The sequence below is a fragment of the Variovorax sp. 3319 genome, assembly GCF_031456585.1.
In the GTDB taxonomy this organism is placed as follows: domain Bacteria; phylum Pseudomonadota; class Gammaproteobacteria; order Burkholderiales; family Burkholderiaceae_C; genus Variovorax; species Variovorax paradoxus_P.
The window spans coordinates 133,188-153,245 of record NZ_JAVDUZ010000011.1 but is presented as its reverse complement, the minus strand read 5'-3'; the positions used below and the strand labels follow the sequence as shown (position 1 = coordinate 153,245).

Annotated in this window: 18 protein-coding genes; 7 read left to right on the top strand and 11 right to left on the bottom strand. The window is 64.7% G+C overall.

Annotation, left to right across the window (positions count from 1 at the left end):
- Positions 1-7: 7 nt before the first annotated feature.
- A complete protein-coding gene (gene yedA, locus J2X67_RS21745) occupies positions 8-934 on the bottom strand; it encodes a drug/metabolite exporter YedA (protein WP_309956393.1) in 927 nt (308 codons plus the stop codon).
- 115 nt (positions 935-1,049) lie between these two features.
- On the opposite strand from yedA, the gene J2X67_RS21740 reads away from it, so the two are divergent.
- Positions 1,050-1,547, top strand: coding sequence for an Lrp/AsnC family transcriptional regulator (locus J2X67_RS21740; protein WP_309956392.1), 498 nt, complete (start codon positions 1,050-1,052; stop codon positions 1,545-1,547).
- On the opposite strand, the gene J2X67_RS21735 is transcribed toward J2X67_RS21740, so the two are convergent.
- From J2X67_RS21735 to scpA, 8 genes are all read right to left on the bottom strand, one after another.
- Complete coding sequence (locus tag J2X67_RS21735; protein WP_309956389.1) at positions 1,537-2,025, bottom strand: VOC family protein; 489 nt, start codon at positions 2,023-2,025, stop codon at positions 1,537-1,539. The genes J2X67_RS21740 and J2X67_RS21735 overlap by 11 nt on opposite strands.
- Positions 2,022-3,053: a biotin synthase BioB gene (bioB, locus tag J2X67_RS21730; RefSeq protein ID WP_309956387.1), complete on the bottom strand. Its 1,032-nt coding sequence runs from the start codon at positions 3,051-3,053 to the stop codon at positions 2,022-2,024. The genes J2X67_RS21735 and bioB overlap by 4 nt, the downstream gene beginning before the upstream one ends.
- Positions 3,053-5,101, bottom strand: a complete 2,049-nt coding sequence (gene accC / locus J2X67_RS21725; protein ID WP_309956385.1) for an acetyl-CoA carboxylase biotin carboxylase subunit — start codon at positions 5,099-5,101, stop codon at positions 3,053-3,055. The genes bioB and accC overlap by 1 nt, the downstream gene beginning before the upstream one ends.
- A gap of 27 nt (positions 5,102-5,128) precedes the next feature.
- Complete coding sequence (locus J2X67_RS21720; RefSeq protein ID WP_309956383.1) at positions 5,129-5,692, bottom strand: hypothetical protein; 564 nt, start codon at positions 5,690-5,692, stop codon at positions 5,129-5,131.
- 130 nt (positions 5,693-5,822) lie between these two features.
- Positions 5,823-7,367 carry an acyl-CoA carboxylase subunit beta gene (locus J2X67_RS21715; RefSeq protein ID WP_281150486.1) on the bottom strand — a complete coding sequence of 515 codons (1,545 nt, stop codon included), beginning with the start codon at positions 7,365-7,367 and terminating at the stop codon, positions 5,823-5,825.
- 43 nt (positions 7,368-7,410) lie between these two features.
- Entirely contained in the window at positions 7,411-8,460 is a 1,050-nt protein-coding gene (meaB, locus tag J2X67_RS21710; protein WP_309956380.1) for a methylmalonyl Co-A mutase-associated GTPase MeaB, read from the bottom strand.
- A complete protein-coding gene (locus tag J2X67_RS21705) occupies positions 8,454-8,927 on the bottom strand; it encodes a GNAT family N-acetyltransferase (protein ID WP_309956378.1) in 474 nt (157 codons plus the stop codon). Before J2X67_RS21705 ends, meaB begins: the two co-directional genes overlap by 7 nt.
- Positions 8,928-8,941: 14 nt before the next feature.
- Entirely contained in the window at positions 8,942-11,104 is a 2,163-nt protein-coding gene (scpA, locus tag J2X67_RS21700; RefSeq protein WP_309956377.1) for a methylmalonyl-CoA mutase, read from the bottom strand.
- A gap of 128 nt (positions 11,105-11,232) precedes the next feature.
- Between scpA and J2X67_RS21695 the strand changes: the two genes are divergently transcribed.
- The gene (locus J2X67_RS21695) at positions 11,233-11,880 is read left to right on the top strand and encodes a GntR family transcriptional regulator (RefSeq protein WP_309956375.1); all 648 of its coding nucleotides are present in this window, start codon (positions 11,233-11,235) and stop codon (positions 11,878-11,880) included.
- 31 nt (positions 11,881-11,911) lie between these two features.
- Here the strand turns inward: J2X67_RS21695 and J2X67_RS21690 are convergent, their stop codons facing one another.
- Positions 11,912-12,697: an IclR family transcriptional regulator gene (locus tag J2X67_RS21690; RefSeq protein ID WP_309956373.1), complete on the bottom strand. Its 786-nt coding sequence runs from the start codon at positions 12,695-12,697 to the stop codon at positions 11,912-11,914.
- Positions 12,698-12,852: 155 nt separating this feature from the next.
- Positions 12,853-13,854, bottom strand: coding sequence for a tRNA dihydrouridine(20/20a) synthase DusA (gene dusA / locus J2X67_RS21685; RefSeq protein ID WP_309956370.1), 1,002 nt, complete (start codon positions 13,852-13,854; stop codon positions 12,853-12,855).
- 396 nt (positions 13,855-14,250) lie between these two features.
- Between dusA and J2X67_RS21680 the strand changes: the two genes are divergently transcribed.
- The 5 genes from J2X67_RS21680 to J2X67_RS21660 all read left to right on the top strand — a co-directional run bounded on the left by J2X67_RS21680 (position 14,251) and on the right by J2X67_RS21660 (position 20,009).
- Positions 14,251-15,168: a LysR substrate-binding domain-containing protein gene (locus J2X67_RS21680; protein WP_309956368.1), complete on the top strand. Its 918-nt coding sequence runs from the start codon at positions 14,251-14,253 to the stop codon at positions 15,166-15,168.
- Positions 15,169-15,379: 211 nt separating this feature from the next.
- Complete coding sequence (locus tag J2X67_RS21675) at positions 15,380-15,886, top strand: spore coat protein U domain-containing protein (RefSeq protein ID WP_309956366.1); 507 nt, start codon at positions 15,380-15,382, stop codon at positions 15,884-15,886.
- A gap of 10 nt (positions 15,887-15,896) precedes the next feature.
- On the top strand, positions 15,897-16,622 hold the full coding sequence (locus J2X67_RS21670) for a molecular chaperone (protein WP_309956363.1): 726 nt from the start codon (positions 15,897-15,899) through the stop codon (positions 16,620-16,622).
- A 37-nt stretch (positions 16,623-16,659) separates the two neighbouring features.
- Positions 16,660-18,981 carry a fimbria/pilus outer membrane usher protein gene (locus tag J2X67_RS21665; protein WP_309956362.1) on the top strand — a complete coding sequence of 774 codons (2,322 nt, stop codon included), beginning with the start codon at positions 16,660-16,662 and terminating at the stop codon, positions 18,979-18,981.
- Entirely contained in the window at positions 18,978-20,009 is a 1,032-nt protein-coding gene (locus J2X67_RS21660) for a spore coat U domain-containing protein (protein WP_309956360.1), read from the top strand. The genes J2X67_RS21665 and J2X67_RS21660 overlap by 4 nt, the downstream gene beginning before the upstream one ends.
- Positions 20,010-20,058 lie beyond the last annotated feature (49 nt).

Sequence of the window (20,058 nt, the reverse complement as noted above, 5' to 3'; positions counted from 1 at the left end):
CGCGCGCTTAGGCCTTGTCTTTCTGGGCGCGCTTGAAGAGCAGCAGCAACACGCCGGCCAGAATGACAGCCACGGCATACCACTCGAAGCGCGTCACGGTTTCGTTGGCAACCCACACGCCAAGCAGCATTGCGATCACGGGGTTGACGAAGGTGTAGCTCGAAGCCAGCGCCGCCGGAGCCCGGGCAAGCAGCACCATATAGGCGTTGAACGCGATCAGCGAACCGAAGACCACGAGGTAAAGCCAGGCTGCCACGGCTTCTGTCTGCGGCGGCCACACGAACTGCTCGCCGGAGATTGCCGAAAGCACCAGCAGCACCACGCCGCCGCAGATCATCTCGCTGGCAAAACCCATGGCCCCGGGCGCAAGCGGCAGGCTGCGCTGGCTCAGCACGCTGCCCAGCGACCAGCAGATGCACGCGATGGAAATTGCCACCAGCCCTGCGGGCGACGACTGAAAGCCGCTGCCCTGCGTCAGCATCAGCACGCCGATGAGCCCCAGCGCGATGCCCGCTGCTTCGAGCCGCGTCGGCTTCACGCCCCAGATCAGGTTCAGCAATGCAATTAAAAGCGGCACCACCGCAATGAACGCCACCACCAGGCCGGAGCCGATCGACACTTCGGCATGCGCCGTGCCACCCATGCCGCCGCCCAGCATCAGCGAGCCCACCACCAGCGCGTTTCGCCATTGCAGCCCCGACGGCCATGCGGCGCCGCGCCAGCGCATCCACGCGGCCAGCAGCACACCCGCAAACAAGAAGCGCGAGCCCATCTGGAGAAAAGGCGCGAAGCTGATCAGCGCGTACTTGATTGCGAGATAGGTCGAGCCCCAGACCACCCAGGTGGCGGCGAGGCAAAGCCATAGGAGCAGCGGCATCGAACTACGTACAGGCGGCCGAGAAGCGGCTTGGGCGGGAGATGCGAGGGTAGGCATGCGAGGTCTGTCTTGTTGGTATTGGAACGCCATCCATGGTATGAAAGCAAACTCACCACAGCCATGCACAACTCATGGTTCTTGATGTTTTACACCGTCGATTTAAAGGAGTTGCATGGACTTCACCTTCAACCCCACGCTGGATGCCCACGACACCCGCATCCTGGCTGAACTGCAAGGCGATGCGCGGCTCACCATGGCCGAACTCGGCCGCCGCGTGCACCTGAGCCAGCCGGCCGTAACCGAGCGCGTAAAAAAGCTGGAAGCCGCGGGCGTGATCAGCGGCTACCGCGCCACCGTCAACCTCGGCAAGCTGGGCTACGGCATTCGCGCGATCATTCGCGTTGGGCGCGCCGACTACGCGCGCGTGGTCGAACTGGTGCAGCAAACGCCTGAGTGCGTCAATGCATACAACGTGACCGGCGACGACAGCTGGATCCTGGAAATCGCGGTCATCGACGTGAGCCATCTCGATGCGGTGGTCACCAAGTTCTGCATCCTCACCGAAACGGCCACGTCGATCATCTTGAACCCGGCGCGCGAACACCAGCCGATGCTGCCGCCGCATCGCTCCGACGTGAAACCGCCGATCAAGAAGGTGCTTAACGCGTAGCGGCCAGCGCGTTGAATGCAGTCACCACCTCGGGCGGTGCCTGCACCATTTCTATCAGCACGCCCTCGCCCGCTATCGGAAACTCGTCGTTCGCCTTCGGGTGCAGAAAGCAGATGTCGAAGCCCGCCGCGCCCTGGCGAATACCTCCGGGCGCAAAGCGCACACCCTGCGCGGTGAGCCATTCGACAGCCTTGGGCAGGTCGTCGATCCAAAGGCCCACATGGTTGAGCGGCGTGGTGTGAACCGCAGGCTTCTTTTCAGGGTCGAGCGGCTGCATCAGGTCGACCTCGACCTTGAACGGCCCACTGCCCATGGAGCAGATGTCCTCGTCGACGTTCTCGCGTTCGCTCTTGAAAGTGCCGGTGACCTCGAGCCCCAGCATGTCGACCCAAAGCTTCTGCAGCCGCATCTTGTCCGGCCCGCCAATGGCGATCTGCTGAATGCCCAGCACCTTGAAGGGACGCGGTGCGGTGCTCATGCGCACGCTCCGGCTTCTTCGGTGGCGGTGGTGCGGCGCGACTGCAATCCCAGCTTGCGCAGCAGTTGCACGTCGGCCTCGACATCGGGGTTGCCGGTTACCAGCAGCTTGTCGCCATAGAAGATCGAGTTGGCGCCCGCCATGAAACACAGCGCCTGCACGGCATCGCCCATTTGCTGGCGACCTGCCGAAAGCCGCACGCGTGCCGTTGGCATCGTGATGCGCGCAACTGCGATCATGCGAACAAAGTCGAAGGGATCGACCGGCTCCGAATCAGCCAGCGGCGTGCCCGGCACGCGCACCAGGCTGTTGATGGGCACCGACTCCGGGTACGGATCCAGGTTGGCCAGCTGCGCGATCAGCCCGGCGCGATGCACAGGCTGCTCGCCCATGCCGACGATGCCGCCGCAGCACACGCTGATGCCGGCGCTGCGCACATGGGCCAGCGTGTCGAGCCGGTCCTGGTAGGTGCGCGTGTCGACGATGTCGGTGTAGTACTCGGGGGCGGTATCGAGGTTGTGGTTGTAGTAGTCGAGGCCGGCTGCCTTGAGCTGGAGCGCGTGATGCGGCTCCAGCATGCCCAGCGTGGCGCAGGTCTGCATGCCCAGGCCCTTCACCGCCTCGACCAGTACGGCCACTTTCTCGACATCGCGGTCTTTCGGAGCGCGCCATGCGGCGCCCATGCAGAACCGCGTGGCACCGGCGTCCTTGGCGGCTTGCGCAGCGCGCACCACCTCGTCGACCTCCATGAGCTTCTGCGCCTTCACGCCGGTGTCGAACTCGGCGGACTGCGGGCAATAGCCGCAGTTTTCAGGGCAGCCTCCGGTCTTGACCGAAAGCAGCGTCGCCAGTTCGATATCGCCCTCCGGAAAGTGCTTGCGGTGCACTGTTTGTGCTTCGAACAGCAGGTCCATCAGCGGCTTGTCGAGCAGCGCCTGGATCGCCTCGACCGTCCAAGGGCCTTGCGGCGTTACCGGCTTAGCGGGCCGGTGCAGCGTGACCGTCTGTTGCAAGTCGTTGGCACCCATCAGTTGAACTCCAGAATGATTTGATCGACCGCGAGCGACTCGCCCTTGTTGGCCGAAATCTTGCCGACCACACCGTCTTGCGTGGCGAACAATACGTTTTCCATCTTCATGGCCTCGATCACAGCGAGCTTTTCGCCCGCACGCACCTGTTGCCCCGGCTGCACCGACACTTCGACCAGCAAACCCGGCATAGGCGACATCAGGAACTTGCTCAGGTCTGGCGGCGCCTTGTAGGGCATCAACTCGAGCAGGCGCGCTCCAAGCGGCGACAGCACCATCGCCTCGATCTGCGTGCCATCGTGCGACACCCGCAGCGCGAGGGGGCTCTTGCCCGCGCCGCGCTCCACCTGCGCAGTGAAGGGACGGTCGTTCACCATGCCTTGCACGCGCACTGCGCCCAGCGCAGAGCCGCTGTCGATCTTGTAGCTCTTGTCGCCCACCGCCACGGCGCTCGCACCCGTCTTGCCGTGAAAGTCGGTCACGGACACCGGGTGGTGCACGTGCTTGCCTTCCGGCCCCAGCTCCACAACCACAAACTGCTCGCCCACCTTGACCCCGTGGCCTTCGAGCTGGCCGCTGATACCTGAGGCGCGTGCACGGTACCGGCGGTGCACATAGGCGGCAAGCGCAATGAGGAACGATGGATCGGCGTGCGGCACGTCTTCTGCGTGAAAGCCTTTGCCGTAGTGCTCGGCGATGAAGCCAGTATTGAAGTCGCCCGCCACAAACTTCGGATGCGCAAGCAGCGCCGCCTGGAACGGAATGTTGCTGCTGATGCCGCGAATCACAAAGCCATTGAGCGCCTCGCGCATGCGTGCAATTGCATGCTGCCGGTCCTTGCCGTGCACGATGAGCTTGGCGATCATCGAGTCGTAGTACATCGGGATCTCGCCGCCGTCGTACACGCCGGTGTCCACGCGCACGCCCATCAGGTGCTCGGTGTCGCTTGCGAACATCGTCTCCGCAGGCGGCTGGAACTTCACCAGGCGGCCGGTCGAAGGCAAGAAGTTGCGAAACGGATCCTCGGCATTGATGCGGCACTCGATGGCCCATCCGTTGCGCTTGACCTCGGCCTGCGTCACCGGCAACTTTTCGCCCGCCGCAACGCGGATCATCAACTCGACCAGGTCGAGCCCCGTGATGCATTCGGTCACCGGATGCTCCACCTGCAGCCGCGTGTTCATCTCCAGAAAATAGAAGCTCTGGTCCTTGCCGACCACAAACTCCACCGTGCCTGCGCTCTGGTACTTCACCGCCTTGGCCAGCTGCACCGCCTGGTCGCCCATTGCCTTGCGCGTCGCGTCGCTGATGAAAGGCGAAGGTGCCTCTTCGATCACCTTCTGGTGCCGGCGCTGTATGGAGCATTCGCGCTCGTTCAGGTAGATGACGTTGCCGTGCGAATCGCCCAGCACCTGGATCTCGATGTGGCGCGGCTCCTCGACAAACTTCTCGATGAACACGCGGTCGTCGCCAAAGCTGCTCAGCGCTTCGTTGCGGCACGAGGTAAAGCCCTCGAAGGCCTCCTTGTCGTTGTACGCCACGCGCAGGCCCTTGCCGCCCCCGCCGGCCGAGGCCTTGATCATTACCGGATAGCCGATGTCCTTGGCAATCTCGACGGCGCGCTCGGCTGTTTCGATGGCGTCGTTCCAGCCCGGAATGGTGTTGACCTTGGCTTCGTTCGCAAGCTTCTTCGAAGCGATCTTGTCGCCCATGGCGGCAATCGAATAATGCTTGGGTCCAATGAAGGCGATGCCCTCTTCTTCGACCTTGCGCGCAAAGGCTTCGTTCTCCGACAGGAAGCCGTAGCCCGGATGCACCGCCTCGGCGCCAGTCTGCTTGCAGGCCGCAATGATGCGGTCGGCCTGCAGGTAGCTCTCGCGACTTGGCGCAGCGCCGATGTGCACGGCCTCGTCGGCCAGTTCGACGTGGCGGGCTTCCTTGTCGGCTTCGGAATAAACGGCGACGGTGAGGATGCCCATCTTCTTGGCCGTCTGAATCACGCGGCAGGCAATCTCTCCGCGGTTGGCGATAAGGATTTTTTTAAACATGCTGAATCCGTTTTCTTGCTGACCGCCTCAGCGGTTGATGAACATCGAGTAAACCGGCTGCGCCTGCGACCGGTCGACGAACACATAGGCGATGCCATCTGAACAGAAGTTCGCCACTTCGGCCGTGCTGCCACCGGGAAGATCGACCCAGTTGTCGATCTGCAAAAACAAGCGTCCCGCGGGCATTCGTTGCGCGCCGTTCGCCGTCCAGTAAGGCGCGCCGCCGCTCTTGGTACACCAGGGGCTGGTCCAGCCGCGAGGGTGCGCTGCTTCGTCGGGCAGATCGAAGTGAGCCTGGTAGTCATAGAACGCTTCCTCCAGCTCCGCAGGTACGCCGTCGTCATCCGCGCGCCATGCGGCAATGCCGATCTCGCGCAGAAGTGCCGGCTGTCCGTCGGCAGCATCTGATGGCAGCGGTGCGGGCGCGTCGCCCAAGCCGGCGCCCTGCACCACGAATGCGGCATTCGTACCCGCGTCATGCTCCCAGAAGCTGCAGATGCTGTCCCACTCGCACTTGAACAGGAACAGCACCTCGCCGCTTGCGAGCGGCAACGCTTCCCCGTCCGCTGGCAACTGCGCAAGATGGCTCATGGGGCGATTGCACTCGCGGCAGACAGGCCAAAGGCGCGCGGGGAGCCCCCAGGGCAACCCGCCCAGCTTTGGAACTAGCCCGGGTTCCGCTCCCTCGCGGAACTGGGGGTAATAGCTGCGCATACGAAAATCAGAGAGGAATGTTGCCGTGCTTGCGCCACGGGTTCTCGAGCTTTTTCTCGCGCAGCATCACCAGCGAACGGCAGATGCGCTTGCGCGTTTCGTGCGGCAAGATCACGTCGTCGATGTAGCCGCGTGCACCCGCAACATACGGGTTGGCAAAACGCGCCTTGTATTCGGCCTCGCGCGCGGCAAGCTTCTCGGGGTCGTTCTTGTCTTCGCGGAAGATGATTTCCACCGCACCCTTGGCACCCATCACCGCAATCTCTGCGCGCGGCCAAGCCAGATTGACGTCGCCGCGCAGGTGCTTAGAGGCCATCACGTCATACGCGCCGCCATAGGCCTTGCGCGTAATGACGGTGATCTTCGGCACTGTGCATTCCGCATAGGCGTACAAAAGCTTGGCACCGTGCTTGATGATGCCGCCGTACTCCTGCCCCGTGCCTGGCATGAAGCCGGGCACGTCGACGAAGGTAACCACCGGAATATTGAACGCATCGCAAAAGCGCACGAAGCGTGCCGCCTTGATGCTGCTCTTGATGTCGAGGCAACCCGCCAGCACCAGCGGCTGGTTGGCCACGATACCCACCGTCTGGCCTTCCATGCGGGCAAAGCCGATCACGATGTTCTTTGCGTAGTCGGGCTGCAGCTCGAAGAAGTCGCCGTCGTCGACCACCTTGAGAATCAGCTCCTTGATGTCGTAGGGCTTGTTCGGGTTGTCGGGCACCAGAGTGTCCAGCGAATAGTCGGGCCGGTCGGCCGGGTCGCCCTGGCCGTTGTTGCCCAGGCGCACGGGCGGCTTTTCGCGGTTGTTGAGCGGCAGGTAGTTGTACAGGCGGCGCAGCATCATGAGCGCCTCTACATCGTTCTCGAAAGCCATGTCGGCCACCCCGCTGCGCGTGGTGTGCGTAACCGCGCCGCCCAGCTCCTCGGCCGTCACGGTTTCGTGCGTTACGGTCTTCACCACATCGGGGCCGGTAACGAACATGTAGCTCGAGTCCTTCACCATGAAGATGAAGTCGGTCATGGCGGGTGAATAAACCGCGCCGCCCGCGCACGGACCCATGATCATGCTGATCTGCGGCACCACGCCCGAGGCCATCACGTTGCGCTGGAACACGTCCGCATAGCCGCCCAGCGAGGCCACGCCCTCTTGAATGCGTGCGCCGCCAGAGTCGTTCAGGCCGATGACGGGTGCGCCGACCTTCATGGCCTGGTCCATCACCTTGCAGATTTTTTCGGCGTGCGCTTCGCTCAGCGCGCCGCCGAAGACGGTGAAGTCCTGGCTGTACACGAACACCAGGCGGCCGTTGATCATGCCGTAGCCCGTCACCACGCCGTCGCCCGGAATCTTTTGCTCGGCCATGCCGAAATCGACCGAGCGGTGCTCGACGAACATGTCCCACTCTTCAAAGGTGTTGTCGTCCAGCAGCAGCTCTATGCGCTCCCGCGCGGTGAGCTTGCCCTTGGCGTGCTGCGCGTCGATGCGCTTCTGTCCGCCGCCAAGCCGCGCCTGCGCGCGGCGCTTTTCGAGTTGTTCGATCAGTTCTTGCATGGTGTGCTTCCGAAGCTGTGGTCTTGAATTCAGTGTGTTGTTGTCACGGCCGGGCGGTGATGGCAGCCGCCGCGAGCAACTGGCGCGCCGCCGTCGATGCGGGCAGCGAGCCCTCTGCCACCTGCCGAGTGAGTTGCGGCAGCAGTTCGCGCACTTGCGTGTGCTGCCTGAATGCTTGCTTCAGGCCCGCGTCGATGCGCTCCCACATCCACGCCGTGGCCTGCTTTTCGCGCCGCCTGGCGAGCTTGCCGTTGGCGGATTGCAGTTGCCTGAACTGCTGCACCGCATCCCAGAATGCATCGACACCGGTGCCCGCCAGCGCGCTGAGCTGCAGCACCCTGGGCAGCCAGAAGCGAACCTCGGCGCCGCTGTGCGCGTCATGCACCGCATGCGCGTGGTCAGGGTTGCCCTGGTGGCCGAAGAGGCGCAGGGCAGAGGTGATCTGTGCCTGCGCACGCGTGGCGGCATCCTTGTCGATGTCGGCCTTGTTGATGACGACCAGATCGGCCAGCTCCATCACGCCCTTCTTGATGGCCTGCAGGTCGTCGCCCGCGTTGGGCAGCTGCATCAGCACGAACATGTCGGTCATGCCGGCCACGGCCGTTTCGCTCTGCCCCACGCCCACGGTTTCGACAATGACGATGTCGTAGCCCGCGGCCTCGCACACCAGCATGGCTTCGCGCGTTTTCTCGGCCACGCCGCCCAGCGTGCCACTCGACGGGCTCGGCCGGATGTAGGCGCGTTCATGCACCGAAAGGCGTTCCATGCGCGTCTTGTCGCCAAGAATGGAGCCGCCCGAAACGGTGGACGAAGGATCGATGGTGAGCACCGCCACCCGGTGGCCCTTGCCGATCAGCAGCAGCCCCAGCGTTTCGATGAAGGTCGACTTGCCGACACCCGGCACGCCCGAGATACCGAGGCGAAACGACTGCCCGGTGCGCGGCAGCAATGCGGTGAGCAGCTCATCGGCCTGCGCGCGATGGTCGGCGCGAGTGGACTCGAGCAGCGTGATGGCCTTTGCAATGGCGCGGCGCTGCGCCATGCCCTCCGGCTCGGCAATGGCGCGTTCGAGTGCCTCGGCCTGCTTCAGCACGCATCCTCCGAGGCCACGCGCCAGCGGTAGTGCAGGTCGACGCCCTCTTCGCCCTCGAGCACAAAGCCGTGCCGCAGATAGAAGCGGTTGGCGTCGCTCTGCACGAGCGCGGTCAGCTTGATGTCCTTTTGCTGCTCGCGCGCCTGCGACTTGGCCCATTGCAGCACCCATTCGCCGATGCCCAGGCCCTGGAAGCCGGTGCGCAGGTACAAGTGGTCCAGCCGCAGCGCATCGGGGTCTTCGGGCTTGAGCGTGACAAAGCCGACGCGCAGGTCGCCGTCGAGCACGACGTGGTGCATGTAAGGCACGACGAAACCGGCCTGGAGCCGTTCGCGTGAACGCGCCGGGTCGAAGCGGCCCACGCGCTCCAGGCTGGGGCGCATCGCATCGACGCGCAAGGCCAGCATGGCCTCGAAATCGCTGGAATCAACAGGCTGCAGCGACAGCCGCGACAAAAGATCGCCCACGTCTCGCGTCCCGATCAGGCCGAGACCGCTGCGCGAATCTGCTCCAGCACGTCTTTCGCGCTGGCCGGAATCGGCGTGCCCGGGCCATAGATGCCCTTGACGCCGGCCTCGTACAGAAAGTCGTAGTCCTGCCGCGGAATCACGCCGCCGACGAACACGATGATGTCGTCCGCGCCCTGCTTCTTCAGCTCGTCGATGATGGCCGGCACAAGCGTCTTGTGGCCGGCTGCAAGGGTGCTCACACCCACGGCATGAACGTCGTTCTCGATGGCCTGGCGCGCGCATTCTTCGGGCGTCTGGAACAGCGGCCCCATGTCCACGTCGAAGCCCAGGTCGGCAAAGGCCGTGGCGACCACCTTGGCGCCGCGGTCGTGCCCGTCTTGCCCCAGCTTGGAGATCATCACGCGCGGACGGCGCCCCTGCTCTTCGGCGAAGGCGTTGATTTCGGTCTTGAGGGCTTCCCAGCCCTCGGCGGAGTCGTAGGCAGCAGCGTACACGCCGGTCACCTTTTGCGTGTCGGCCCGATGGCGGCCGAATGATTTTTCAAGCGCGTCGGAAATCTCGCCCACCGTGGCGCGCAGGCGCACCGCATCGATGCTGAGGGCGAGCAGGTTGCCCGTGCCGTTCTCGGCGGCCTCGGTCAACGCATTTAGCGCGGCCTGCACCTTGGCGGTGTCGCGCGAAGAGCGGAGCATCGTAAGCCGCGCCACCTGCTGCTCGCGCACCTTCACGTTGTCGATCGAGAGGCTGTCGATTGCGTCTTCGGTCTTGAGCTTGTACTTGTTGACGCCCACGATCACGTCCTTGCCCGAGTCGATGCGTGCCTGCTTCTCTGCAGCGGCCGCTTCGATCTTGAGCTTGGCCCAGCCGCTGTCCACCGCCTTGGTCATGCCGCCCATGGCTTCGACCTCTTCGATGATGGCCCAGGCCGCATCGGCCATGTCCTGCGTGAGCTTCTCCATCATGTAGCTGCCGGCCCAGGGGTCGATCACGTTGGTGATGTGCGTTTCTTCCTGGATGATGAGCTGCGTGTTGCGCGCGATGCGGGCGCTGAACTCGGTGGGCAGCGCAATGGCTTCGTCGAGCGCGTTGGTGTGCAGGCTTTGCGTGCCGCCGAACACCGCGGCCATGGCCTCGATGGTGGTGCGCACCACGTTGTTGTACGGGTCTTGCTCGGTGAGCGACCAGCCCGAGGTCTGGCAGTGGGTGCGCAGCATCAGGCTCTTGGGGTTCTTGGGGTTGAACTCCTTCATGATGCGGCACCACAAAAGGCGCGCCGCACGCATCTTGGCCACCTCGAGGTAGAAGTTCATGCCAATGGCCCAGAAGAAGCTCAGGCGCCCGGCAAAGCCGTCGACGTCGAGCCCCTTGGCCAGCGCGGTCTTCACGTATTCCTTGCCGTCGGCCAGCGTAAAGGCCAGCTCCAGCGCCTGGTTGGCGCCGGCTTCCTGCATGTGATAGCCGCTGATCGAGATCGAGTTGAACTTGGGCATTTTCTGCGCCGTGTACTCGATGATGTCGCCGATGATCCGCATGCTCGGCGCGGGCGGAAAGATGTAGGTGTTGCGGACCATGAACTCCTTGAGGATGTCGTTCTGGATGGTTCCGCTCAGCTGGTCCTGCGCCACGCCCTGCTCTTCGGCCGCAACCACGTAGCCCGCCAGCACCGGCAGCACGGCGCCGTTCATCGTCATCGACACACTCACCTTGTCCAGCGGGATCTGGTCGAACAGGATCTTCATGTCCTCGACCGAATCGATGGCCACGCCGGCCTTGCCCACGTCGCCCGTCACGCGCGGGTGGTCGCTGTCGTAGCCGCGGTGGGTGGCCAGGTCGAACGCTACGCTCACGCCCTGCCCGCCAGCGGCCAATGCCTTGCGATAGAAGGCATTCGACTCTTCAGCGGTCGAAAAGCCCGCGTACTGGCGAATCGTCCAGGGGCGCACCGCGTACATGGTGGCCTGCGGGCCGCGCAGGTAGGGCTCGAAGCCGGGTAGCGTGTCGGTGTACTTCAGGCCCTGCAGATCGGCTGCGGTGTAGAGCGGCTTCACGGAGATGCCGTCGGGCGTGAGCCAGTTGAGCGCGTTCACGTCGCCACCCGGCGCCGATTTGGCGGCGGCCTTGGCCCAGTCGTCGAGGTTGGCAGGCTTGAAGGTGGGTTCGGGTGTGCTGCTCATGAGGGGCCGTTTTGCAGTGTCTTGCAGGGTAGTCGCAAATTCGCCTGCAAGGAATTTGCAAGCCGCAGCAAGTCTAACCCATCCATAATTATTAATTCAAACACCATTTTTGCGGTACAGTCCGGCCCATGTCCGCCGTCACCCTTACCCCGCGCGCCCTCTACGAAGAGGTGGCCGAGCTGCTGCGCCAGCGGATCTTCCGCCGCGAGCTCGAGCCCGGCAGCTGGATCGACGAACTCAAGCTGGCCGAGGAATACGGCATCAGCCGCACCCCGCTGCGCGAAGCCCTGAAGGTGCTGGCGGCCGAAGGCCTGGTCACCATGAAGGTACGGCGCGGTGCCTACGTGACCGAAGTCTCCGAACAAGACCTGGCCGATGTGTATCACCTGCTTTCGCTGCTCGAGAGCGATGCAGCCGGCGTGGTGGCCGAGTGCGCCACAGACGCCCAGCGCGCCGAGCTGAAGGCGTTGCACGCCGAGCTGGAGGCGGCCGGTGCGCCGGGCAAGGAAAACCGCGAGCACTTCTTTGCGCTGAACGAGCGCTTTCACATGCGCCTTCTGGCCATTGCCAACAACAAGTGGCGCGACCAGATGGTGGCCGACCTGCGCAAGGTGATGAAGCTCAACCGCCACAACTCGCTGCTGAAGGAAGGCCGCATTGCCGAGTCGCTGGCGGAGCACCGCTCGATGATGGCGGCCATCGAGGCGCGGGACGCCACTGCCGCCATGGCCCGCATGCGCGAGCACTTCAGGAACGGCCTGGAGGCAGCCGTCTAGACCCCTTATAGCGAGGGGCGGCGAGCCGGGGCTAGTCCGGGTTCGCGGTTCCGCTTTCGGCAGAAATGCGCTGGGCCACTTCGAGCAGGCGCGGCACCACGCGCGAGAGCATCACGTCCTTCGGCAGCAGGTAGGCCGGGCCGCCACAGCTCACGCCGTAGCGCTCGCCGTGCGGCCCTTGCAGCGCAAAGCCGATGGCATGGATATGCGGATGCCATTCACCGAACGAGCTGCAATAGCCCAGGCGTGAGTATTCGTCGATGCCGGCCATGAGGCGGGGTTCGATGGAGGCCCAGCTTTCACCGCTTTCCTGCTGGATCTTCTCGAGCACCGCGGCCCGTTCGGCCGAGGGCAATGCCGCAAGGGAAGCGCGGCCGGCGGCCGAGGTGACGATGCTCATGCGCGTGCCCACCTCGAGCCGCGAACTGATGAGCGCCGAACGCGGGCGAAGCGAATCGATGACGAGCATGTCCAGCTCGTCGCGCACCGCCACATGGACACTGGCGCCCGCAAACTCCGACAGCTCTGCCAGATGGGGCCGGGCCACGGTGCGCAGGTCGAAATGGCGAAGGTAGCGGCTGCTCATGTCGAGCAGCGCCGGGCCGAGGCTGAATCGCTCGCTGTCTTGCGACTGCCGCAGGTAACCCGCGCTCACCAGCGTTGCCGTAAGGCGCGACACCGTTGCCTTGGGCAGGCCCGTGGTGTCGGCCAGCTGGCGATTGCTCATCGGCGCCGACGCCATTCCGATGACCTTGAGCAAGGCAAGTCCTCGACCAAGCGCGCTGACTTCTTCTTTGCTCCCCGCCGCTTCATTCATGAATCGAAACCCCTGTTTATTAGCGTTTATTGATTCTTCAGCAGAAAAGTTGAAAAGTCGCAGCCCCTAGTCAATCATTATCATTTTGGAACACTCGGTGTTGCTGTACGGCGAAACCCGCGCTGCAAGCGGCTTCGCGGCCTGTTACACCTTGGCTAGGCGGCCTGGGCTGTGGGTTCGTGTGCCAGCGCCATCACCTCGTGCGGCGGGCGTGACTTGAGCCGATGGTCGCTCCACACCTGCCGCCAGCGACGCGCACCAGGCAGGCCGTTGCGCAAACCCAGCATGTGCCGCGCAATAGACGACCACTGCGTGCCGTGCTCCGCCGCCTCGCGAACCATGTAGTCGCACATCAGCGATTCCACCTCTTCACGCGTGAGCGGTTGCGGCCCCGCGCCAAAGAACTCGGCATCCCATTCGGCCAGCCACCAGGGGTTGTGATAAGCCTCACGCCCCACCATCACGCCATCGAGAAGCCGCAAATGCTCGTGCACCTGGGCGTTGGTCGAGATGCCGCCATTGATCGAAAGCTCCAGCGCCGGAAAGTCGTGCTTGAGCCGGTGCACCAACTCATAGCGCAGCGGCGGAATCTCGCGGTTCTGCTTTGGGCTGAGCCCCTGCAGCCATGCATTGCGCGCATGGACGATGAACGTGTTGCACCCGGCCTCGCTCACCGTGCCGACAAAGTCGCGTACGAACTCGTAGCTCTCGATCTTGTCGATGCCGATGCGGTGCTTGACCGTAACCGGCACGTCCACCACGTCGACCATCGCCTTTACGCAGTCGGCCACCAGCGCCGGCTCGGCCATCAGGCAGGCGCCGAAGGCTCCGCGCTGCACACGCTCGCTCGGGCAACCGCAGTTGAGGTTGATCTCGTCGTAGCCCCACTCTTCGCCCAGCTTGGCGCAATGCGCCAGGTCGGCCGGCTCGCTGCCGCCCAGCTGCAAGGCCACCGGATGTTCTTCGGCGTTGAAGCGCAGGTGACGGGGGACGTCGCCATGCACCAGCGCGCCCGTGGTCACCATTTCGGTATAGAGCAGCGCGTGGCGCGACAACAGGCGATGGAAGTACCGGCAGTGACGGTCGGTCCAGTCCATCATGGGAGCGACAGAAACGATTTTCTCTTTTAATTTCAATAGCTTACTGGTATCACTCATACACTTGGAACCCCTCGTCTGCACGCTCTTGTGCATTCCCAAACACCCGTCTGTCCCGCAATTGCGCGCGGGTCCGCCGCAAGAGTATCTACACGAGCGAAACCTTCTGGCGGCACAAGGATGAAGGGAGTGCGGCGAGCGCCCCGGCGTTCCAAGGCCTCCACCGTCGATGCGCTGAACACGACACGAGGCTGAGCAAGCTGAAGGACCTTACGCGCGAGCGGCTCATCCAGTTCGGCAAGGACCACGCCAAGGACGGTGCCGTCCCCGTCGCCATCAGCATGGACATCGGCTACATCAAGCTGGTAGTTTCTCATGCGGGGGCCGTCCACGGGGTCGCGTTAAGGTGGAGCCCGTTGATCTGGCTCGCATCGCGCAGAAATGAGCAGCCGACGCATGACCTTGAAGCACATCGAGGCCTTCCGGGTGGTCGTGCAGACGGGGTCGATGACCGAAGCCTCGCGCCGGCTTCACACGTCGCAGCCCCAGGTGAGCCGCCTCATTTCGCAGCTGGAGGCGATCATCGGGTTTGCGCTTTTCGAACGCAGCGGCACGCGCCTGGCGCCTTCGCTCGAAGGAAAGCGCTTCTTCCAGGAGGTCGAGAAGGCATTCGCCGGGCTGCAGGGCCTGGAGTCTGCGGCATCGAACATCCGTACGTTCGGTGGCGACCGCCTGGCGGTGGCCGCCATGGCGCGAATTGCCGGAGGCGTCCTCAGCCAGGCGGTCGTCCGGTTCAAGCGCGAGCACCCCGAGACACTCGTCACGATCCACTCAGGTGCGGCCACAACCGTCGACACATGGGTGAGCTCGGGCCTGTGCGACCTGGGCCTCGCCATCCTGTATGGCGAGGATCCACCCGGCATGCGCGTCGAAACGCTGCTGAGTATGGATTGCGTTGCGCTGCTTCCGGGGAAGCATCGTCTGGCCCGGGCCAAACGGGTTCATGCGTCGGACCTCGACGGCGAAGCCTTCATCTCGTTCCCGCTGGGCAGCGGCCCGAGGGAACGCATCGATCAGGTGTTGGCCGCCGCAGGGGTCAAAACCCGAACGGTGCTGGAGTCCGACCTGGGGGCCTCCGTCTGTTCGCTGGTCGCTGCGGGTCTGGGCGTAAGCGTGATCAATCCGCTGGCGGCGCTCGAGGAGCAGCGCCATCTCGATTTCGAGGTGCGAACCTTCAAGCCTGCCATTACGGTGCGCCTTGCGCTCCTGCTCGCACCCGATGCGCCTCATTCCCGGCTTGCGTCAGCCTTCAAGGATGTTGTGCGCGGCGTCATCGAATCCGAACTGGATCACATTCGCCCATACCGCAGCTGAAGGTGCCGGGAAGCGCCCGGCGTGCTAGGAGCGCGGCGGGAACATCTGTGTGGACGACAGCCAACGGTCCGCTGGATTTTGCGCACACTTTTGCAAGAAGCGTATCGAAGCGAAAAATTCGCGAACTTATCTACTATCCGGCAAAGGCGGTTCATCAGGCCTTGTCCGCATCATTGGCAGCTCCTTTTCACATCTCCTGCTTGCCGCCCTCATGAAAAAACTCACCCTCGCTGCCACAGCGATCGTTGCCGCAACAGTCACCAGCGCCGCTTTGGCCGCCACGTCGACCTCCACGTTCCAGGTACTGATCAATGTGGCCAAGGCCTGCTCGGTCACCGCAGGTGCAGGGTCCAACATCAATTTCGGCACAGTCGATTCTTCCGCCACCGGGTTGACCGCCAACAGCAACATCAGCGTGACCTGCTCCAAGTCGACGCCCTACAACGTCGGCCTGCTCCCTTCGAACAACAGCACCACCGGCGCCGGCGTGATGGCCCCCGCCGTGGCGGGTCCTGACACGGTGGCTTACCAACTGCGCTCGGTGAGCGCGACGGGCCCGGTCTGGGGCAGCACCGCCACGCCGACGGCGGTAGGTAATGGCGTGGCCGGCACCGGCACCGGTGCGGCGCAGACTATCCCGGTGTTTGCCACCATCGCCAACGCCAATGTGACACCCGGCGCCTATGCCGACACGGTGACGGTCCAGGTCAACTACTGATCGATTGCCGGTGCGCCGCCTGCTGGGCTGCGCCGCAGTCCTCGCGCTCGCCTGGGCGCACGCGTTCGCCTCGGCAAGCGGACTGCAGGTGTCTCCCGTCACACTGACGCTGCAGCCTGCGCAGAACGCCGACGGCCTGTGGCTCAGCAACACCGGCGACACGGTGGTGCATGCGCAGGTGCGGGTCTACCACTGGGCGCAGGAAAACGGCGCCGAAAAGCTCACACCTTCGCGCGAACTTTTTGTAAGTCCGCCGATGGTGCAGCTCGACGCGTCCGCGCGGCAGCTGATTCGCGTCATCCGCACCGGCGCCACTGCCGGTACGGTCGAGGGCTCGTACCGGGTCATCATCGATGAGCTGCCGGTCGAGATGAAGGAAAAGAAGGGCCTGCAGCTGGTGCTGCGCTATTCGGTGCCCATCTTCATCGCGCCTACCGCACAGTCACCGGCCCCCCAGCTCGCCTGGTCGCTGCGCCGGGAAGAAGGCCAGGCGGTGCTCGAAGTGGCGAACAGGGGGGGCATGCACGCCCAACTCGCCGACCTGGAATTTGTCGACACCGCCGGCCGCCGCACACCGGTACACGCCGGCCTGATGGGCTACGTGCTACCGGGCGCTCGCATGCGTTGGCCGCTGAAGACTCCCGCGGAAGCATTCGCGCCGGGGGGCGTTCTGGAAACCAAGATCAATGGCAACGCGACGCAGGAAAACATCCCGCCGCTCCCGCGCGCGCGCTGAGCGCCTGCTGCCACTGCTGCTTCTTTCCGGTCTGATGATGCCTTTCGCCGCTCAGGCCGAGAATGCCGCAGGCGGCTCGGGCGCGCCATCTGTCGCACCCGCGGGGGATGGCGATCTCGCCGGCCCCGGCGGCACCGACCTTTATCTGGAACTGACCCTCAACGGCAATCCGCGCGGCCTGGTGCACTTCGGCCTGCGCGGCAAAGAGCTCTGGGCCAGCGCCGCCACATTGCGGCAGCTGGGCTTCGTGCTGCCGGCCGGCACGGCCGATCCGGTACGGCTTAATAGCCTGCCAGGCGTGCAGGCCAGCTACGACGCCGCAGGCCAGAGCGTCGCGATCAACGCCTCGGCCGACGTTCTGCGCCTGCCCATGACCGTGGTCGACACTTCGACGGTGACAGCGCAAGAAGCCAGCACATCGCGCGGTGTGGTCCTCAACTACGACCTCTATGGCACACAAGGCCGCAACAACACGTCGAGCCTCAACGCGCTGACCGAGCTGCGCGCCTTCAGCGGCAGCGCGGTGCTCAGCAACACGATGATGTCCCGCGCGGCACGCCTTCCCGGAGAGGTCTGGCGACACGACTCCGTGCGGCTCGACACCACCTGGAGCAAGTCGTTCCCCGACGACATGCTCACGCTTCGCGTGGGCGACACCACCACGGCGTCGCTGCCGTGGTCGCGCTCCACCCGCATCGGCGGCATCCAGCTTTCGCGCAACTTTGCGCTGCAACCGTATCGCAGCACCACGCCGCTGCCGGCGTTCCTGGGGTCGGCCACGCTGCCCTCGCAGGTGGAGCTCTACATCAACGGGCTTCGCCAGTACTCGGGCCAGGTGCCGGCCGGACCTTTCCAGCTCAAGACGGTGCCCAGCATCAACGGTGCCGGCAACGCGCAGGTGGTGCTCACCGACGCCTTCGGCCGCGCCACCACGCTGGATTTTTCGCTCTACGACACCCAGCGGCTGCTGCAAGAGGGGCTGTCCGACTGGTCCGTCGACCTGGGCATGGTGCGCAAGGATTACGGCCTGCGCTCGTTCGAGTACGGCAGTGAACCCGCGGCCAGCGGCACCTGGCGCTACGGCTTGAGCAACAGCTTCACGCTCGAAGCGCATGGCGAAGCCACGCACGGCCTCGTCAAAGGCGGCATCGGTGGCGCTTGGCTGCTCGGCCAGGGCGGCGTGCTGTCAGGCGCCGTGGCGCACAGCAGCTACGGCAAAGAGCAGGGTTCTCTGATGAACCTGGGCTACAGCTGGCGCGACAACCAGTTCAATTTCGCCGTCGAAGGCACCCGCACGCGCGGCGAGTACCGCGACGTGGCATCGCTCTACGGCGGGCCGCCGCCGCGCGGCTCGGGCCGGGCCTCGATCGGCTACACCACCGACGATCTTGGCAGCTTCGGCCTCAGCTACCTTTACCTTCGCTATCCCACGCAGCAAGCGACTCGGCTGGCCAGCGTCTACTGGTTCAAGTCGTTCGGGCGCAGCGCTTCGGTGAACGTCAGCCTCAACCAGAACCTCGATGACCGAAGGGAGCGGAGTCTCTTCGTGGGGTTTACCTGGGTGCTGGACGGCAATGTCACAGCCAGCGCCGGACTTCAGCGCGAAGGCAACCGCAACGTCTACACGGCCGACGCGCAGAGCTCCACGCCCGGCGAAGGCGGCTTCGGCTGGCGCGCCGGCCTGCGCCAGGGCGGCGGCCAGAACGGGGGCCAGGCCGAGATCGACTACCTGGGCCGCTATGGCCGCGCCATGGCCGGCATCAGCGTGCTCGGAGACACCCGCTATGCATACGCCGGCGCCACCGGCTCCATCGTGTTCATGGGCGGCCAGCCGTTCGCGGCCCGGCGCATCGACGATGCCTTCGCGGTGGTCTCCACGGATGGCATCGCCGGCGTGCCGGTGAGGCTGGAGAACCGGGACATCGGCACCACCGACGGCAACGGCATGCTGCTGGTGGCACCACTGCGGGCCTATCAGAACAACCAGCTGTCCATCGACCCGATGCAGTTGCCTGCGGACGTAAGGATCGAACGCGTGAAGACCGTCGCCACGCCGAGCGACCGGGCAGGCACGCTGGTGCGCTTCGGCATTACGCCCATCAGCGCGGCCGCGCTCATTTTGGTGGACGAAGCAGGCAAGCCGCTGCCGCTGGGCAGCCGGGTCAGCGCCAATGGCGGCGAACCCGCCCTGGTGGGCTTCGACGGCGCCGTGTACCTCGAGACGCTGCAGCCCCGCAACACCCTCGAGGTACAGACGCCCGCCGGCGGGTGCCGCGCGAGCTTCGACTATCGCAAGGACGGCGCCGGAATTCCGCAGATCGGGCCGCTGCGCTGTACCAGAGAGGCCAAGGCACCATGAGGATCTTCCTCACCCGGAATCTTCAGGCACTCGGTATGCCCCTGCTTTGCGCGCTGCTGTGGTTGCTGCCGGCAAGCGGCGCGCAGGCGGCGGTCAACTGCACGGCGGCGATGACGAACCTGGCATTCGGCACAGTCGAACTGGTCACCGGGGACACGCCCTCACCCGCCAACGCCACCCTCAACTACACCTGCACGAACGACGGGCTGCTCACCGAACAAGCCAGGGTTTGCTTCAACGTCGGCGACGGCAACGAAGGCCTCGGAAACTTCAATCCGCGCGTCATGAAAAGCGCCGCCGGAAACACCTTGCGGTTCCAGCTCTACCAGGCGACCGGCGGCACGGTCTGGGGTTCGAACGGCAACGCGGCGGTGCCCAATCCTTTCGTCGCCACGGTGAGCATTCCGCCGTGGACGCTTTTCGGTGGCCTCGGACGCGTAACCGGAAGCACCACGATGCGCGGGGAACTGCTTCCCCTGCAGGGCGCGGTGCCTCCGGGTGCATACCAGGACAACTTCGCCGGCGAGCACACTTCGATCACGCTCTCGACGAGCACCTTCGGCATGCCGCCGACGTGCAACACCGTCCTGCCGGGCAAGTTTCCCTTTGTGGTCAGCGCGACGGTGGCCAAGAGCTGCCTCGTCACCGCCGATCCGCTGAACTTCGGCACCATCAACGGTTTGCCGGGCCAGGCCGACAGGGACCAGACCAGCACGATCAGCGTCACCTGCACCACGCCCACCCCGTACACGGTCGCGCTGACTCCTTCGAACGGCTCGACGACCGGCGCAGGAACGATGACGCCAACAGGCGGCGTGCCCGGCAACACCGACACCGTGCCCTATCGGCTCTACCGCAATGCCGCCCGCACCAACGTCTGGGGAAGCGTCACAGGCACCAACACCGCTGCGGGCACCGGCAGCGGCGCAGTCCAGGCATTGACCTTGTATGGCCGCGTTCTGGGCGTCAGCGCCAACGTGCGGCCGGACAGCTACCGCGACGTCGTCACGGTCAACGTGACGTACTGAACTGCGGCAGGCGACGCCGAGGGCCCGGCGGGTCTCACGCCTCGAAAGA

What these genes read in the sequence shown, in the direction of transcription:
- yedA (WP_309956393.1), bottom strand. Translation starts at nt 934, where the DNA reads ATGCCTACCCTCGCATCTCCCGCCCAAGCCGCTTCTCGGCCGCCTGTA.
- J2X67_RS21740 (WP_309956392.1), top strand. Translation starts at nt 1,050, where the DNA reads ATGGACTTCACCTTCAACCCCACGCTGGATGCCCACGACACCCGCATC.
- J2X67_RS21735 (WP_309956389.1), bottom strand. Translation starts at nt 2,025, where the DNA reads ATGAGCACCGCACCGCGTCCCTTCAAGGTGCTGGGCATTCAGCAGATC.
- bioB (WP_309956387.1), bottom strand. Translation starts at nt 3,053, where the DNA reads ATGGGTGCCAACGACTTGCAACAGACGGTCACGCTGCACCGGCCCGCT.
- accC (WP_309956385.1), bottom strand. Translation starts at nt 5,101, where the DNA reads ATGTTTAAAAAAATCCTTATCGCCAACCGCGGAGAGATTGCCTGCCGC.
- J2X67_RS21720 (WP_309956383.1), bottom strand. Translation starts at nt 5,692, where the DNA reads ATGAGCCATCTTGCGCAGTTGCCAGCGGACGGGGAAGCGTTGCCGCTC.
- J2X67_RS21715 (WP_281150486.1), bottom strand. Translation starts at nt 7,367, where the DNA reads ATGCAAGAACTGATCGAACAACTCGAAAAGCGCCGCGCGCAGGCGCGG.
- scpA (WP_309956377.1), bottom strand. Translation starts at nt 11,104, where the DNA reads ATGAGCAGCACACCCGAACCCACCTTCAAGCCTGCCAACCTCGACGAC.
- J2X67_RS21695 (WP_309956375.1), top strand. Translation starts at nt 11,233, where the DNA reads ATGTCCGCCGTCACCCTTACCCCGCGCGCCCTCTACGAAGAGGTGGCC.
- J2X67_RS21690 (WP_309956373.1), bottom strand. Translation starts at nt 12,697, where the DNA reads ATGAATGAAGCGGCGGGGAGCAAAGAAGAAGTCAGCGCGCTTGGTCGA.
- dusA (WP_309956370.1), bottom strand. Translation starts at nt 13,854, where the DNA reads ATGAGTGATACCAGTAAGCTATTGAAATTAAAAGAGAAAATCGTTTCT.
- J2X67_RS21680 (WP_309956368.1), top strand. Translation starts at nt 14,251, where the DNA reads ATGACCTTGAAGCACATCGAGGCCTTCCGGGTGGTCGTGCAGACGGGG.
- J2X67_RS21675 (WP_309956366.1), top strand. Translation starts at nt 15,380, where the DNA reads ATGAAAAAACTCACCCTCGCTGCCACAGCGATCGTTGCCGCAACAGTC.
- J2X67_RS21665 (WP_309956362.1), top strand. Translation starts at nt 16,660, where the DNA reads ATGCCTTTCGCCGCTCAGGCCGAGAATGCCGCAGGCGGCTCGGGCGCG.
- J2X67_RS21660 (WP_309956360.1), top strand. Translation starts at nt 18,978, where the DNA reads ATGAGGATCTTCCTCACCCGGAATCTTCAGGCACTCGGTATGCCCCTG.